The sequence below is a fragment of the Devosia psychrophila genome (assembly GCF_000971275.1).
Classification (GTDB): domain Bacteria; phylum Pseudomonadota; class Alphaproteobacteria; order Rhizobiales; family Devosiaceae; genus Devosia; species Devosia psychrophila.
The window spans coordinates 35,912-52,185 of the sequence record NZ_LAPV01000008.1; the positions used below are offsets into that span (position 1 = coordinate 35,912).

Sequence of the window (16,274 nt, forward strand, 5' to 3'; positions counted from 1 at the left end):
GGGGACCATAGTGTTAGCAGTGCGCTAAAGCTTAGCCTAGCTCCAGGCTCGAAATCCCGAACACCCGGTCCATGTCCATTTTCGGCGTCGGTCCGCGATACATCCGTGTTGTCCGGAAGCCCGGCACGAAACCCAGCGCCTCCAGGCTACCAAGGAAATCCGTCTGCCCGGCCGGCACATCGATCTGCAACGCGCCCTCGACCGGCCCCAAAAGCTCCATTGCATCAACGGCATCAGCCGCAAACAGCGGCCCCACCTTCTGCCCTTCCGTGCAAGCCCGAACTACCCCAAAGCCAGCTTTCGTCCGCCAAGCCCGGTTCGGCGCCGCGATCCATTGCGCCAAAAACCCGTCCCGCTCCGCTGGAAAAATATCCATGCCGCGGATGCCATCCATGCTGTCGACCGGCGTTGCCAATGACGGTGCTGCTCGTAAAGTACCACTCATCCGCACCGTCTCATACGCCGCCATAAATCCCATGCTGACATAGTTGGATTGCTGCTCCGGCACGCCATCCAGCCCCACTGTCCTAGAGCGGAGATGCGCCATCCCGGCGTCCCAAACGGCACCCCCATGCCCCTGCCCGCGCCAGTTCGGATGACAGATGTAAAGCCCTATGAAACCAAACTTTTCGTCGTACGCCACAGCCGCAATCGCCGCGACCATCACGCCATCGACAAACGCACCCAAGAACCCATCCGGGTCCGCGGCCTGAAACGCTTGCGCGTCCCTCAACCCCGGGTTCCAGCGCTCAGCCGCCGCCCAGTCGAGCAACGTCTGGATCCCGTCGAGGTCCAGCACCTTGATGACCCTCATGCAGGCGCAAACCTCGACAGCGGCCCAATATATGTCTTGCTCACCGGCGGCGCATACGTCCCGCGCTTGCTGGTGCTCAACCCCAGCGCCACCAGCGCCTCAGCTTGCTTCACCGCCGCGCCCACGCCATCGATCACCGGGATTCCAAACTCCCGGCTCAGCGTCCGCGCCAGGTCCGCCATGCCGGCACAACCCAACACGATTGCCTCGGCATTATCCTCGGCAATCGCCCGCGCAATCTCGCTGCGCAGTTTGTCCCGCGCCCCCGAATTGGGATCTTCCAGCGACAGTACCGAGATGTTCGCGGCCCTGACCTTGGCGCGCCCGGTCATGCCATAGCGATGCGACAGTTCCTCGATCGGCACCCGCGAGCGCTCCATCGTGGTCACCACGGTAAACCGCTTGGCGATGAAACTCGCCGTCACCATTGCCGCCTCGCAAATGCCGATCACCGGCATCCGCGCCATAGCTCGCGCCGCGTCCAGCCCGGTATCGTCGAAACACGCTATCACCGCCGCCTGCGCACCCTCGCGCTCAGCCCGACCGATTTCCAGCAACAGCCCCGGCAGGGCAAAGGCCTCGTCATAATAGCCCTCGATAGAGACCGGTCCCATCGTCGAGGTCACCGCCACGATTTCCGTGCCGACAGCGGCAGCACCGCGCGCCGCATCAGCAATCGTCGCAGTCATGCTGGCAGTCGTATTGGGATTTATAACGGCAACACGGGTCATGTCCGCGCCCGCTTGCGTCCGATCAGCAGGATGATGCTAAGCGTCACGAGGATGACGAGGAAAGAGAACAGCGTCGTCACCGTGCCCAATGCATATAGCACCGGCGTCGTGACATTTGTGGTCATGCCGTAGATTTCGAGCGGCAGCGTGTTGGAGCTACCCGAGGTCATCAGCGTGCGGGCAAACTCGTCATAGCTCAGCGAGAAGCCGAACAGTCCCACCCCGATCAGGCTCGGCGCAATCATCGGCAGCACGACGTGATAGAAGGTCTGCCACGAACTGGCACCCAGATCGCGCGCCGCTTCCTCGTAGCTCGGCGAGAAGCGGTTGAACACGGCGAACATGATCAGCACGCCAAACGGCAATGTCCAGGTCAGGTGCGCGCCATAGCCCGAGCTGAACCAGTTCGGCCGCAACCCCAATTGCTGGAACAACACGCCGATGCCCAGCGAGACGATAATCGACGGCACGACGAGGCTCGCGACAGTAAGATAGAATAACGGGCTGGCCCCGACGAACTTGCGCCGAAACGCTAGCCCCGCCAGCAGCGACACCAGCACCGTCGCCACCATCACCATCAGCCCCAGCATGAACGAGCGTCCGAAGCTGGCGCCGAAATTGCCGACGGCCTGGGTCTCGAACAGGTTCTGAAACCAGCGGAACGAAACGCCATTGAGCGGGAAGGTCAACCCGCCACGAGGTCCCTGAAAACTCAGGATGAAAACCGCAAACAGCGGTCCATAGAGGAACAGGACGAAGACAACGAAAAACACTGCGAGAACGTAGAAGCCGGTGGTCCGTTTTTCTGCCTGCATTTTACAGCTCCTTGCGAATATCGACGATGCGCAGAATGCCCGCAACCATGAACAGCACCAGCGCCAGCAGCACGATGGCATTGGCTGCGGCCGCTGGATATTGCAGCAGCGACATCTGGTTGCGCATCATCAAAGCCACCGACGCGCTCTGCCCCCCGCTCATCACCTGCACTGTCGAGAAATCCGCCATCACCAGCGTGACGACGAAGATAGAACCAATCGCAACGCCCGGCTTGGCCAGCGGTAGGATCACATTCCAGATCACCTGCCAGTCCCTCGCGCCGGCATCGCGTGCTGCTTCGACCAAGGATTTATCGATACGCATCATGGTGTTGAAGATCGGCGTCACCATGAACAGCGTGTAGAGATGCACCATGGCGAGCACGACCGCGAAGTCCGAATACAGCAGCCATTCCACCGGCTGATCGACGATACCGGCCCCCACCAGCCCCGAATTGATCAACCCGTTCCGCCCCAGCACCGGGATCCAGGAGATCATGCGGATAATGTTGGAGGTCAGGAACGGCACCGTGCAGACGAGGAACAGGATCATCTGCGTCGTGGCGCTGCGCACATGGAACGCCAGAAAATACGCTACCCAGAAGCCGATAAATGCCGTGATGGCCCAGACCAGGGCGGCAAATTTCAGTGTGTTGCCATAGGTTTTCCAGGTGACCCAGGAGCCGAGCGTCTCGGCATAGTTGAAGGTCAGAAAGCCCGGATACATGCCGACAAAGTCGTAATCCCAGAAGCTGACGACCAGCAGCAGCAGGATCGGGATGGCGAGGAAGAACCCGAGGATCAAGAGCAGCGACGTGGCCTGGATATAGGGCGTGGCGCGGCTCAAAAAGTTATTCATTGGATTGTCCCCGGCATTCGCAGTCGACACCCTCCCCCTTTGCGGGGAGGGTCAGGGAGGGGGAGGTTTGGCCCGAATATCAGGGCCAAACGCTCCCCCACCTAGCCTCCCCCGTCGAGGGGGAGGTACCGTTCGGTGGTTGCGGGCAGATTAGTTGCCCTCATCAAATTTAGGCAGCGATGAACTCGTTCCAGCGGCGGACCATGTAGCGGTCTTCGTCCATCACCGAGTTCCAGCAGGCGACCTTGCCCATGCGCTCTTCGAACGAGCCGCCGTCACGGATCGCGCCGGCCTGTTCCATCACCGTGCCATCGGGCGCCAGGATATCGCCAGCGGCGGCCTTGCCCTCGATCCAGTAGCCCCATTCGTCGGCCGACATGTGCTCCTTGGCAGTGTCCATGGCTGCCGAGTAATAGCCTTGGCGGTTAAGATAGCCGCCCACCCAGCCCGAGGTGTACCAGTTGATATATTCGTACGCCGCATCGAGCTGGGCGCCCTCTAGATGCGCCGCAAGACCGAGACCGCCGCCCCATGAGCGATAGCCTTCCTTGAGCGGCTGGTACTTGCAGGCGATGCCCTTGGAGCGCACGGCGGCCACGGCCGGCGACCACATCGACTGGATCACCACTTCGCCGGAGCTCATCAGGTTGACCGACTCGTCGAAGCTCTTCCAGAAAGCGCGGAACTGGCCGTCCTGCTTGGCCTTGATCAGGAAATCGATGGTCGCATCGATCTCGTCCGTGGTCATGTTGCCCTTGTCGCCATAGGTGATGTTGCCCATGGCTTCCATGATCATCGCCGCATCCATGATGCCAATCGAGGGCACGTTGATGATGGCGGTCTTGCCCTTGAAGGCCGGGTCCATGATATCGGCCCAGGTGGTGATATCACGGCCGACGAGGTCGGGACGGATGCCCAGCGTATCGGCATTGTAGATCGTCGGAACCATGGTGAACCAGCCGGTTTCGCCCTTGGCGAAAGTCTTTTCGCCCGGAGCTTCGACATAACCCACGGTATGAGGCGCTGTACCCTGCGCGATGACGCTGTCAGGCAGCAGCTTGCCGGTTTTGAACAGCGGCACGATCTTGTCGTAATAGGTGAGCCTGGAGATATCCATCGGCTGGATCACGCCGGTGGGGAACACCTTCTTGAGGATCCAGTATTCGATATCGGCAATGTCATAGCTGTCGGGCTGGGTCACGGCACGCTGCGCGGCGGCATCGGAATCAGTTGCCGTCATCTCGAGCGTGATGCCAAGGTCGGCCTTGCACTTCTCGGCAATGGCGTTGAGGTTGGATACGCCTGTGCCGAACTGGCGCAGCGTGATCGGGTTCTGTGCCCAGATGGTGGGGAAGCCAGTAATGACTCCTGTGCCCAGCGCCGTGCCGGCCGCGGCAGCGGCGCCGGTCTTGAGCAGGTTGCGGCGGGAAATGCCGGTCTTCTTGATGGTTTCTGTCATAGCCTGAACGTCCCTGTTGCTGAGCTGAGATTTACGAATTGAGCGTGCCGAGGATGATTGCGTCCTCCGGGTCCCAATGGAGCGGCACCGCATCGCCCACAGCGACGGGCGTCGCGTAATAGGCCTTGTCGGTGATGATGGCGGTGAATTCGGCGATACCGGCGCCCTCGATGGTGAGCTTCACCGTGGCGCCGCGATATTCGATATTGGAGATGATGCCGGTGAAGCCGAGGCCCTTGACTGGGCTCTCGCCGATGCGGACATGATCGGTGCGGATCGCTGCATCGACATCCGAGCCGGCGGCCTTGATCTGGCCTGACGCGGAAAACGTGCCGCCGCCGACAAGCTCGAATGTCACCAGTCCATCTGACGAGCCGGTGACTTTGCCGCCGATGACATTGTGATCGCCCATGAAGCGCGCGACAAAAGCTGTGGCTGGTCGCTCGAACACTTCGCGCGGGCTCGCCGCCTGTTCGATGCGGCCGTCGCTCATGACCACGACGATATCGGCCAGCGCCATGGCTTCTTCCTGGCTATGCGTCACGTGGACGAAGGTAATACCCAGCTGCTTCTGCAGCTTCTTGAGTTCGGCCCGCATGCGGATCTTGAGGAATGGGTCGAGCGCCGAGAGCGGCTCGTCGAGCAGCAGCGCTTCTGGGTCGGTGATCAGCGCCCGGGCCAGCGCCACGCGCTGCTGCTGGCCGCCCGAGAGCTGGGCAGGCTTGCGGCTGGCATAGGCTTCCATCTGCATGAGCTTGAGCATGTTGAGCGCCCTCGCCCGCCGCGTATCCTTGTCGACGCCGCTCATCTTGAGGCTGAAGGCAACATTGTCGATGAGGTCGAGATGGGGAAACAGCGCATAGGACTGGAACATCATCGCCGTGCCGCGCTTGGCCGGCGGCAGGTCGGTCACCACCTCTTTGCCCAGCACGATGTCGCCGATCGAAACGGTCTCATGGCCGGCGATCATCCGCAGCGTCGAGGTCTTGCCGCAGCCGGACGGTCCCAACAGGCAGCAATAGCTTCCGGCCGGTATCTTCAGGCTGATCGCGTCCACGGCGATGGTCTTGCCGTAAATCTTGGAAACCGAAGCGATGTCGATTTCGGCAGCTTTGGACATTCAGCGCACCCCGTTTGTCGGAGAGCTACATGCATCAGCCGTGCCAGAACGTGTCCGCTGAATTAACCTGTTGCTATAATTCGAAAATCACCGAGCCACCGATCGGACTAATTATAGGCAGCCAGCATACTTGCGCGATTTGTAGGCATTGAGTTCAGAACCAGCCGAAATTGTATGCAATCCAGGCGGGGACTGCATGCCACTTCTCACTTCCGTTGCCGGTCGATTGCACTTATGCATGCTGTATCCGGGTGACCCATGACTCTTGTCGACCAGACGTTTGCCGTGCCGCCAGTCGCCGAAGACCGCGCCGCGATGATCCGTGAGTATCTGCGCGATGCCATCGTTGACCGGCGCCTGGCGCCGGGCACCAAGCTCAATGAGGCCGAAGTCGGCACTCTGTTCGATGTCAGCCGCACCGTCGTGCGGGCCGCCCTGCAGGCTCTGGCTTTCGAGGGACTGGTCAAGACCGAGCGCAATCGCGGCGCTTTCGTTGCCAATCCCAGCCCTGATGAGGCCCGCCAGGTATTCGCCTCGCGCCGCCTGATCGAGCCAGGCATTGCGCGCGCTGCGGCCGAGTGCGTCACGCCTAAGGACATCGCATCCTTTCGCGCCCGCCTGCATGACGAAAGCCGGCTGCTGGGCGAACGCGGCCCCAGCGCTAGACGCGCTGAAATTCACGCGTCGGGCGATTTCCACCTGCTGTTGGCCAATGTCGCCGGCAACGCCATCCTGTTGCGCTTCATGGAAGAACTGGTCGCCCGCTCTTCGCTAGTCATCGCCCTTTATGGCCGCTCCGGCGCCTCGAGCTGCGGCCACAATGATCACGCCAATATCGTTAATGCCCTGGAAGCCGGCGACGGCGACAAGGCTGCCCAACTGCTCTTGTCCCATATCGACCATATCGAGGCCGATCTGGACCTGCGCTCCACCACAGGGCTCGCTCTGGCCGAAGCGCTCAATACGCAGGACTGACCGGAAACGGTCTCGAAATCCACAACAGTCGCGTTGAATATCTGTTGCCTTGCAACGCCCTAGGCGCAAGACTTGTGCCGGTCATATGTGGAGCGTTTGCATGAGCGATTTTGATCTTGTCCTGGCCGGCACAGTCGTCCTGCCTGACGGCGTGATCAAAGGCGGCTATGTCGCCGTCCGCGACGGCAAGATTGCCCATGTCGGCACCGGCACGCCTCCCGCGGCACGCGAAAGCCACCTGTTGGGCGATGCACTGATCCTGCCCGGCGCGATCGATGCCCAGGTCCATTCGCTGAGCCAAAAGAACCAGGAAGACTTCATCTGGTCGACCCGTTCGGCCGCGGCGGGCGGCGTCACGACCATCGTCGACATGCCCTATGACGAGGACAATCTGGTCTGCTCCGCCGATGCCGTCCGGCGCAAGGTCGATCACGCCAGCCCCCAGGCCCGCGTCGATTTCGCCCTCTATGGCACCATCGATCCGCAGGAAGGTCCCGCTCGCATTCTGGAACAAGTCGAGGCCGGCGTCGCCGCGTTCAAATTCTCCACCTTCGGCACCGACCCAAAACGCTTCCCGCGCATTCCGCCCGCGTTGCTGGAAGAATGTTTCGCTGCGATCGCGCCGACAGGTCTGACTGCAGGCGTCCATAACGAAGACGACGAGGCCGTGCGCGCCGCCATCGCCAAGGTCAAGGCTGCCGGCATCACCGACTATCGCGCCCACGGCATGAGCCGTCCACCATTGACCGAACTGCTCGCCTCGCTGCAAATCTACGAGACTGGCGCGCAGACCGGTTGCCCTGCCCATGTGGTGCATTGCTCGCTCGGCCGCGGCTACGAGATCGCCCGCACCTACCGCGACCAGGGCTATGCTGCCACCATCGAATGCTGCATCCACTATCTGACGCTCGACGAGGAAAATGACGTCCGCCGGCTCGTCGGCAAGGCCAAGATCAACCCGCCGATCCGCCCGCGCGCCGAGGTCGAGCAGATCTGGAAGCATGTGGTCGCGGGCAATGTGACGCTGGTATCCACCGATCATGTCAGTTGGTCTGAAGACCGTAAGACCAATCCCGACATGCTTGCAAATGCCTCAGGCGCCCCCGGTCTGGAAGTGATGGTCCCGCTCTTCATCAAGGGCGCTCTGGAACATGATGTACCGCTGCATTGGGCGGCCAGGCTGATGGCCGAAAACCCGGCGCGCCACTTCCGGATCGACCATGCCAAGGGTGCACTGACTGCCGACAAAGATGCCGACATCGCCGTGCTGTTCAATCGCCCAACCATCTATGACGCCGCCGCCAGCGGGCACAATGTAGTCGGCTGGTCGCCCTACAACGGCATCGAACTGCCATGGGTCGTCGGCCTGACCTATTTACGCGGCCAACAGGTCTTCGACGGCACTAAGGTCGCCGAGCCGGGCACCGGCCATTTCGTCCGCCCCCTACCGCGCTAATTCTTCCCGGTTCTGGCGGGTTGCTGAGGCAAGCACGATCCGGCACAAGGATCAGAGTTGCTAAGAGGTGTATTCGATGTTTGGTCTCGTGGTTCGCAATGCCAATTTGCCGGATGGACGCGAGGGCGTCGATATCGCGGTCCAGGACGGACGCATCGTGGCCGTCGAGCCTGCGATTGCCGGCGCCGCCCAAACCGAAATCGACGCGACCGGACGTCTGGTGACGCCGCCGTTCGTCGATCCGCATTTCCATATGGATGCCACCCTGTCGCTTGGCCTGCCGCGCATGAATACCTCGGGGACCTTGCTCGAGGGTATTGAACTCTGGGGTGAACTGCGGCCAACGCTGACCAAGGATGCATTGATCGAGCGCGCGCTGCGCTATTGCGATCTGGCCGTATCGCAGGGCCTGTTGGCAATCCGCAGCCATATCGACACGAGCGATCCGCGTCTGGTGACTGCCGAAGCCCTGCTCGAAGTGCGAGATATGGTGGCGCCCTATCTCACGCTGCAGCTCGTCGCATTTCCGCAGGATGGCTATTATCGCGCGCCTGAAGGCGTTGCCTCCCTTGCACGAGCCCTCGACATGGGCCTCGACGTCGTTGGCGGCATTCCCCACTTCGAGCGCACCATGGCCGACGGTACGGCGTCGGTTGAGGCGCTCTGCCGCATCGCGGCCGACAGGGGACTGCCCGTCGATATGCATTGCGACGAAACCGATGATCCGCTGTCGCGCCATGTCGAAACGCTAGCGGCGCAGACCATCCGGTTCGGTCTTGAAGGACGCGTCGTGGGCTCGCATCTCACCTCGATGCACTCCATGGACAACTACTATGTGTCAAAGCTCATCCCGCTGATGGCCGAAGCCAGGCTGCATGCCGTCGCCAATCCGCTGATCAACATCATGCTGCAGGGGCGGCACGACACCTATCCCAGGCGCCGCGGCATGACGCGAGTGCCCGAGCTACTGGCGGCAGGTATCAACGTCGGGTTCGGCCATGATTGCGTGATGGACCCTTGGTACTCGATGGGTTCGGGCGACATGCTCGAGGTGGGGCATATGGCAATCCACGTCGCGCAGATGGCCTCAGTCGCCGACAAGCAGAAGGTTTTTGAAATCCTCACTTACGGCAACGCGCGCGCCATGGGTCTCGACGCCTATGGCCTCGAGGCTGGGTGCCACGCCGACCTCGTGATCCTGCAGGCGCGCGATGCCGTGGAAGCCCTGCGACTCAAGGCCAACCGGTTGACCGTTATCCGCCGTGGCAAGATCATCGCCGAGACGCCGGCCCGGCTCACCACCCTTAGTCTGCCAGGTCGACCGGGGCAGGTAGATGCAGCGGCTTACGCCCCACAAATTGTCAACTGGCAGTAAAATAGGCATGAGCGCCGCTTGACATAATTTTGGGCAGACGGTCAGTGTAATTCTTCCAATTGGTCAAAATCGGGACAGGGAAATGGCAAACAGTTTCAAGATGTCGCGCCGCACGGTGCTCGCCACCGGCCTCGCGCTGGGCGCAACTGCGCTGGTGCCCTCAGCACGCGCGCAGACGGTCATCAAGGTCGCGGGCATTCATGCATCGCCAGTTGAAAATGCCTGGAATTCGCGGCTGCATGAAGCCATGCTCGATGCGGCCAAGGAAGGCCTGATCGAATACGTGTTCTCCGAAGGCGTTTCAGGCACCGACTATGCCCGCGCCATGCGTGAATATGCCGAGCAGGGCCACCAGTTGATCGTGGGCGAGTCCTATGCCGTCGAAACGGAAGCCCGTCAGGTTGCCGCCGACTATCCTGACACCGCGTTTCTGATGGGTTCGAGCGGCGAGCCTTCAGGCGATAATTTCGGCACCTTTGGCACCTGGAACCACGAAGCCGCTTACCTCACCGGCATGCTGGCCGGCGCGATGACCAAGTCCAATGTCGTGGGCTCGGTTGGCGCCATTCCGATCCCCGAAGTCAATATGCTGATCAACGCCTTCAACTTGGGCGCCAAGGAAGTGAACCCCGAGGTTAAGACTCTCGTCGCCTTCATCGGCACATTCTTTGATCCTCCCAAGGCGCGCGAAGCCGGCCTTGCCCAGATCGACGCCGGCGCCGACATCCTGTTCGGCGAACGCATTGGCACCGCCGACGCGGCCAAGGAACGTGGCATCAAGTCCGTTGGCTCGCTGATCGACTACACGCCGCGCTATCCCGACACCGTCTTTGCCAACGCTATGTGGTACTTCCGTCCCCTGCTTGACGCAGCGCTGGTCGATGTCGCGGCCGGAACGCCGGTGGGCAAGAACTACACGCCGACCAGCCTGATGAAGGACGGCGGCAATGACATCGTCTATGTGCCGGACGCAGCGCCAGCCGAGGCCGTCGCGGCCATGGAAGCCAAACGCACCGCCATCAAGGCTGGCGAATTCGAAGTGCCAATCAATATGGAAGAACCCGCCTGATCGTTCCCATCCATGCTGACGACACCGACCCAATCTGATGATGCGATGGCGCTTGCGAGCGCCATCGCCGCTGGCAGAACCAGCGCGACCGCTGCGATGACTGCTTCGATCGCGGCAGCAAAAGCTGACCCGTTCGGCGCAATAGTATTCCTCGATACCGATCTTGGATTGGCGACTGCCGCTGCCTGCGACCGCTCGCCTGACCCCGAGCGGCCCTTCCTCGGCGTACCGACGCTGGCCAAGGATCTGGGCGGACCGTTTGCTGGCATTCCAATGCGGGCCGGCTCTCGCACTCTGGCCGATGATCCTTCCGCAGACTCCGATCTAGCCCAACGTTTTCGCGTCAGCGGACTTTGCCTGTTCGGCAGCACCACCGCCCCCGAATTCGGGCTGGCACTGAGCAGCGAACCGGCTGTCGGGCCGGTCTGCCGCAATCCACTTGATCCGACCCGCACCGCAGGCGGCTCATCGGGCGGCGCCGCAGCGGCGGTCGCATCCGGGATCGTCGCCATCGCTCATGCCACCGATGCTGGCGGCTCGGTCCGCGTTCCGGCGGCCTGTTGTGGGCTTGTCGGGCTCAAGCCATCGCGCGGCGCCATGCCGGCTGGGCCCGGCTTTGGCAATTATCTCGGCGGCATCGCCACCGAACTTACCGTCTGCCGTTCCGTCCGCGACACGGCACTTGCCTTGGCGTCATTCTCGGGGTCCGCACGTGGCCCCTTTCCAAACCCGGCGATGCTGGACACCGGCACAGGCCCGCTGCGCGTCGGCATGGTCGTAGATTTCGGTGGACGCTACCCGATCGACCCGGCCCGCCAGTCCGCCATCGAAGCTGCGGGTCAGTCCTTGGAGCAAGGCGGGCATCAAATAATCCCCCTGGCATGGTCCGAGTTCGACGCCATGGCGGAAACCTCGGCGCAGGTCTTCGAAACCATAGTCTCCGTCAACCTCGCCGCGCTGTTCGGCACCTTTGCCCTCGATCCTTCTGTCGCAGAGCCGCTGACCCAGGCAGTCATCGCTAATGGACAGGCACTGGGCGGCACGACCGTCTGGGATCGGCTCAATCAAAGCGTCTTGGTCAGCCACGCGCTTTGGCAGCTATTCGACCGCGTCGATGTGGTGATCGCGCCGATGCTGGCAGGCCCTCCGCCGTTGCTCGGACATTTCCCGAACGATCACGGCGACACCACCGCCCATTTTGACCGCATGACGGCGATGGCTCCCTTGGCGTCCGTAGCCAATATCGCCGGTTGCCCGGCAATTACCTTGCCCTTCGGCAGCGACGCCGCCGGCCTGCCGTTGCCGCTGCAGTTGCTGGCGCCAATGGGTGGTGACATCCGCCTCCTGGCTCTTGCTGCCCGACTGGAATCCGAGCATCGCTGGACCCATCGCTTTCCTGTCGCGGGCCTGCCATGACCACTCATCCTGTGCTGCGCCTCACTGGCATCACCAAGCGGTTCGGCACAACGCTGGCAAACGACGCCATCTCCATCAATCTTGCGCCCGGCGAAGTCTTGGCCCTGCTTGGGGAAAATGGCGCCGGCAAAACCACGCTGATGAGCATCCTGTTTGGCCACTACACGCCTGACGCCGGCACCGTCGAAGTGGCGGGCGTCCAGTTGCCGCCGGGCAAGCCGCGCGCCGCAATCCGCGCCGGTGTCGGCATGGTGCACCAGCATTTTTCACTGGCAGCCAACCTCACCGTGCTCGACAATGTCATGACAGGCACTGAAAGCCTCTGGCGCCTCAAATCCTCGACCGGCGCGGCGCGCGCCAAGCTGTTGTCGATCGCAGAGCGCTTCGGGCTCAAGGTCAATCCGGATGCGCGCGTAGGCGATCTCTCAGTTGGCGAGCAACAGCGCGTCGAAATCCTCAAGGCGCTCTATAACGACGCCAAGATCCTCATCCTCGACGAGCCGACGGCTGTGCTCACCAATCTCGAGGCCGAAACACTGTTCGCGACGCTCCGCGTCATGGCGCAAAGCGGGCTGTCGCTGATCTTCATCTCGCACAAGCTCAATGAAGTGATGGCCGCGGCCGATCGCGTGGTGGTACTGCGTGGCGGCAAGGTGGTGGCCGAGCGTATGGCCTCTGCCACAAGCAAGGCCGAGCTCGCCGAACTGATGGTGGGGCGCCGCGTTGCCCGGCCAGTCCGCGAAGCAGCCGTCCCAGGCACAGTGCTGCTGGAAGCCATCGACCTCGACGTCGGACGGCGGCTGTCGGGCATTAATTTTGCAGTCCATGCGGGCGAGACACTTGGCATCATTGGTGTGTCCGGCAACGGGCAGACCACTTTAGGACATCTGGTATCTGGCCTCGCGCGGCACACTGGCGGCGAACTACGCCTGTTCGGCCAGCCCATAAACCACACCAGCGTGCGCAGCCTGATCGAAGCGGGAATCGGCCGGGTGCCCGAGGATCGCAATGAGGAAGGCGCCATCGGGGAAATGGCGATCTGGGAAAACGCCGTGCTCGAACGCATCTGGGAATTTTCGCGCCATGGTCTCGTTGACCGGCACGCCGCCCGCCAGTTCGCCACCAAGATCATCGACGGGTTCGACGTGCGCGGCGGCACACCCGATAGCCGCACAAGGCTCCTCTCAGGCGGCAACATGCAAAAGCTGATCCTGGGCCGAAACCTCCAGAATCGCTCGCGCATCTTGGTCGCCGCCCAGCCCACCCGCGGGCTCGACGAAGGCGCGATAGCTGCCGTACACACCCGCATTCTCGAAGCGCGCCGGGCCGGAACGGGCGTACTGCTGATTTCCGAAGACCTCGATGAGGTGATCAGTCTCGCCGATCGTATCCAGGCCATCGTCAAGGGCCGCCTCTCCCCACCCATTCCCGCCGAACAGGCCGATGCCCGCATGCTGGGTTTGATGATGGCCGGCGATTGGCCGCAAGACGGGAAATTCGCCCATGCGTCTTGAACGCCGCGCCCATCGTCCGCTGGTGCTGGTGCTGCTGGCGCCCGTCATCGCCATCATGGCGGCCCTCGCCATTGCCGGCGTGCTGATCGCCATGGCCGGTGCCCCGGTCCTCGAAGCATACCGGCTGATCCTTACCGGTGCATTCGGCACGCGGCTGGGCTTTACCGAAACCCTCACCCGCGCCACCCCGCTAATGCTCACCGGGCTGGCGGCCGCCGTAGCCTTCCGCGCCCGCGTCTGGAATATCGGCGCTGAGGGCCAGTTCTATCTCGGCGCCATCGCCGTGGCTGCCGTTGCCGCAACGGTTTTTTCCGGCTGGCCACCCTATTTGCTGATCCCTGCCGCGTTGATGGTCGGCGCCATCGCAGGCATGGTCATGCTGCTGGTGCCGCTGGGGTTGCGCCTGCGGTTCGGTGTCGATGAAGTCGTCACCAGCCTGCTGCTCAATTTCGTCGTCGTGCTGTTTGTCTCGATGATGATCGAGGGGCCACTCAAGGACCCGCTGGCTTTCGGTTGGCCACAGTCGATCCCGGTTGGTCCAGAGGCCATGTTGCCCAAGCTGATCGACCGCACCCGGCTCCACATCGGGCTGGTCATCGCCATTGTCATCGCGGTGCTGGTGTATTTCCTGCAATCGCGCACGGTGTTCGGAATGCAATCGCGCGCTGCCGGCCTCAGTCCCACCGCCGCCGTATTTTCCGGTGTTCCGCTGGCGAAAACCCTGATCAAGGTCGCCTGCCTGTCGGGTGGTCTTGCCGGCCTCGCGGGGGCCATCGAGGTCATGGGTGTCAAGGGATACGTCACTACCGATCTTTCCCCGGGCTACGGCTATTCGGGCATCATCGTCGCCATGCTTGCAAACTTGCATCCGATAGGCGTCATCGCCGCAGCCCTGTTCACCGCCACCATGTTTGTCGGCGCCGACAGCATGGGCCGCGCCCTGGGCATCCCCAGCTACATTGCTGACATGACGGTCTCGCTGTCGCTGCTAACCATGCTGGTTTCGATCTTCTTCACCCAATATCGGATCCGACGCTGATGGAATTGCTGGAGATATTTACCTCGGCCGGCATCTGGGGCGCAGTGCTGCGAATCGCCACGCCGCTGATTTTCGGCACACTCGGCGCGCTGATCTGCGAGCGAGCCGGCGTCCTGAACCTTGGCATCGAAGGCATCATGACCTTCGGCGCCATGATCGGCTGGCTCACCGTTTTCAACGGCGGCGATCTCTGGGTCGGGCTGCTCGCGGCAGCCGCGTTCGGTGCTGTGTTCGGTCTGCTCCATGCCGGGATGACCGTGACGTTGGGACTGTCCCAGCACGTTACCGGGCTCGGCATCACGCTTTTTGCGTCGAGTTTGAGCTACTTCATTTTCCGGCTCGCGGTGCCGCTGGCCTCCTCGCCACCAACCATCGAGCCGTTCCAGCCGCTCGTGATTCCTTACCTCAGCGCGCTCCCATTCTTTGGCGATGCGCTATTCAACCAGACCGCCCCGACCTATCTCGCCATCCTGTTGGCCGTCATCCTCGCCTATGTGCTGTTCCGCACCCCGCTTGGCCTCGCCGTGCGCATGACCGGCGAAAACCCCCACGGTGCAGAAGCCCAGGGCGTCAATCCAATTGCCGTTCGGATCGGCGCCGTGATGGTCGGCAGCGCCCTAATGGCCGTCGGCGGCGCGTTTCTCACCTTATCCGCCTTCAACAGCTTCTTCCCAACCATGGTGCAGGGCCGCGGCTGGGTCTGCATCGCGCTGGTAGTATTCGCCTCCTGGCGCCCCGGCCGCGCGCTGCTCGGCGCCTTGCTGTTCGCCCTGTTCGACGCCTATCAGCTGCGCCTTCAGGCCGTGCTCGGCAAAGCCGTGCCCTACCAATTGTTTCTGATGGTGCCCTATGTGCTGTCGATCATCGCCCTGATCGTCACGGCCCGCCGCGCCCGCGTCCCACAGGCTCTGATGCAGCCCTACCGGCGCGGCGAACGGTAACGCGCCTGCATAGATCACGCGTTGAGATGGTAATCCCCCCGTTTTTAACGGGGCTCTTCGGTAGAATTTACGCAGCCATTGCCAATTTCTGGGCGGGTGTTATGCCGCCGATGCCCATATTGGGCCGCTCATTGTTATAGGTCCATAGCCATTGCGTGGCGAACTCCTGGGCCTGCTGGATGGTTTCGATGATGTATTGGTCGAGCCACTCGTGCCTGACCGTGCGGTTGTAGCGTTCCACATAGGCGTTCTGCTGGGGCTTGCCGGGCTGGATGTGACGCAAGGCAATGCCTTGGCTTTGCGCCCACGCCATGAGTTTGCCACTGACATATTCCGGGCCGTTGTCGACCCTGATTGCCAATGGCTTGCCGCGCCATTCGATGATCTGGTTCAGACTACGAATGACCCGTTCAGCGGGGAGCGAGAAATCCACCTCGATGCCCAATCCCTCGCGGTTGAAGTCGTCGATGACATTGAGGAGCCGGAACTGTCGGCCGTCTCCCAAACGGTCCGCCATAAAGTCCATGGACCAGACCATGTTTGGCGCAGCGGGCACCGCCAAAACATCCGGTTTGTCTCGCTTCAGCCGCCTGCGCGGCTTGATCCTGAGGTTCAGCTCCAGCTCACGGTAGATGCGGTAAACGCGCTTGTGGTTCCAGACATGTCCCCGCACGTTACGCAGATACAGGAA

At 62.1% G+C, this 16,274-nt stretch carries 15 protein-coding genes; 8 read left to right on the forward strand and 7 right to left on the reverse strand.

The genetic code is table 11. From position 1 onward, the window contains the following. Positions 1 to 31: 31 nt before the first annotated feature. From WH91_RS00290 to WH91_RS00315, 6 genes are all read right to left on the reverse strand, one after another. Positions 32 to 814 carry a GNAT family N-acetyltransferase gene (locus tag WH91_RS00290; RefSeq protein WP_046169004.1) on the reverse strand — a complete coding sequence of 261 codons (783 nt, stop codon included), beginning with the start codon at positions 812 to 814 and terminating at the stop codon, positions 32 to 34. Beyond that, positions 811 to 1,545 (reverse strand): aspartate/glutamate racemase family protein, encoded by a 735-nt coding sequence (locus tag WH91_RS00295; protein WP_046169005.1) that lies wholly within the window; start codon positions 1,543 to 1,545, stop codon positions 811 to 813. The genes WH91_RS00290 and WH91_RS00295 overlap by 4 nt, the downstream gene beginning before the upstream one ends. Then, on the reverse strand, positions 1,542 to 2,360 hold the full coding sequence (locus WH91_RS00300) for an ABC transporter permease (protein WP_046169006.1): 819 nt from the start codon (positions 2,358 to 2,360) through the stop codon (positions 1,542 to 1,544). Before WH91_RS00300 ends, WH91_RS00295 begins: the two co-directional genes overlap by 4 nt. Before the next feature lies 1 nt (position 2,361). After that, positions 2,362 to 3,219 carry an ABC transporter permease gene (locus tag WH91_RS00305; RefSeq protein ID WP_046169007.1) on the reverse strand — a complete coding sequence of 286 codons (858 nt, stop codon included), beginning with the start codon at positions 3,217 to 3,219 and terminating at the stop codon, positions 2,362 to 2,364. Between the two features lie 169 nt (positions 3,220 to 3,388). Beyond that, positions 3,389 to 4,678, reverse strand: a complete 1,290-nt coding sequence (locus tag WH91_RS00310) for an ABC transporter substrate-binding protein (RefSeq protein WP_046169008.1) — start codon at positions 4,676 to 4,678, stop codon at positions 3,389 to 3,391. A gap of 31 nt (positions 4,679 to 4,709) precedes the next feature. Then, positions 4,710 to 5,798, reverse strand: a complete 1,089-nt coding sequence (locus WH91_RS00315; RefSeq protein WP_046169009.1) for an ABC transporter ATP-binding protein — start codon at positions 5,796 to 5,798, stop codon at positions 4,710 to 4,712. A gap of 258 nt (positions 5,799 to 6,056) precedes the next feature. Here WH91_RS00315 and WH91_RS00320 point away from each other — a divergent pair, with 258 nt between their 5' ends. The 8 genes from WH91_RS00320 to WH91_RS00355 all read left to right on the forward strand — a co-directional run bounded on the left by WH91_RS00320 (position 6,057) and on the right by WH91_RS00355 (position 15,583). Then, positions 6,057 to 6,773: a GntR family transcriptional regulator gene (locus tag WH91_RS00320; RefSeq protein ID WP_046169010.1), complete on the forward strand. Its 717-nt coding sequence runs from the start codon at positions 6,057 to 6,059 to the stop codon at positions 6,771 to 6,773. Between the two features lie 100 nt (positions 6,774 to 6,873). Continuing rightward, complete coding sequence (locus WH91_RS00325) at positions 6,874 to 8,229, forward strand: hydantoin-5-propionate amidohydrolase (RefSeq protein WP_046169011.1); 1,356 nt, start codon at positions 6,874 to 6,876, stop codon at positions 8,227 to 8,229. Positions 8,230 to 8,305: 76 nt separating this feature from the next. Continuing rightward, positions 8,306 to 9,604, forward strand: a complete 1,299-nt coding sequence (locus WH91_RS00330) for an amidohydrolase family protein (protein WP_046169012.1) — start codon at positions 8,306 to 8,308, stop codon at positions 9,602 to 9,604. An 82-nt stretch (positions 9,605 to 9,686) separates the two neighbouring features. Continuing rightward, positions 9,687 to 10,673, forward strand: coding sequence for a BMP family protein (locus WH91_RS00335; RefSeq protein WP_046169013.1), 987 nt, complete (start codon positions 9,687 to 9,689; stop codon positions 10,671 to 10,673). Positions 10,674 to 10,718: 45 nt separating this feature from the next. Further along, positions 10,719 to 12,089, forward strand: coding sequence for an amidase (locus WH91_RS00340; protein ID WP_244542416.1), 1,371 nt, complete (start codon positions 10,719 to 10,721; stop codon positions 12,087 to 12,089). Then, complete coding sequence (locus WH91_RS00345; protein ID WP_046169015.1) at positions 12,086 to 13,603, forward strand: ABC transporter ATP-binding protein; 1,518 nt, start codon at positions 12,086 to 12,088, stop codon at positions 13,601 to 13,603. Before WH91_RS00340 ends, WH91_RS00345 begins: the two co-directional genes overlap by 4 nt. Further along, positions 13,593 to 14,642, forward strand: a complete 1,050-nt coding sequence (locus WH91_RS00350; protein ID WP_046169016.1) for an ABC transporter permease — start codon at positions 13,593 to 13,595, stop codon at positions 14,640 to 14,642. Before WH91_RS00345 ends, WH91_RS00350 begins: the two co-directional genes overlap by 11 nt. Continuing rightward, a complete protein-coding gene (locus WH91_RS00355) occupies positions 14,642 to 15,583 on the forward strand; it encodes an ABC transporter permease (protein ID WP_425285354.1) in 942 nt (313 codons plus the stop codon). The genes WH91_RS00350 and WH91_RS00355 overlap by 1 nt, the downstream gene beginning before the upstream one ends. Positions 15,584 to 15,650: 67 nt before the next feature. On the opposite strand, the gene WH91_RS00360 is transcribed toward WH91_RS00355, so the two are convergent. Then, on the reverse strand, positions 15,651 to 16,274 hold a 624-nt coding region (locus WH91_RS00360; protein ID WP_046169026.1), incomplete at its 5' end, for an IS3 family transposase.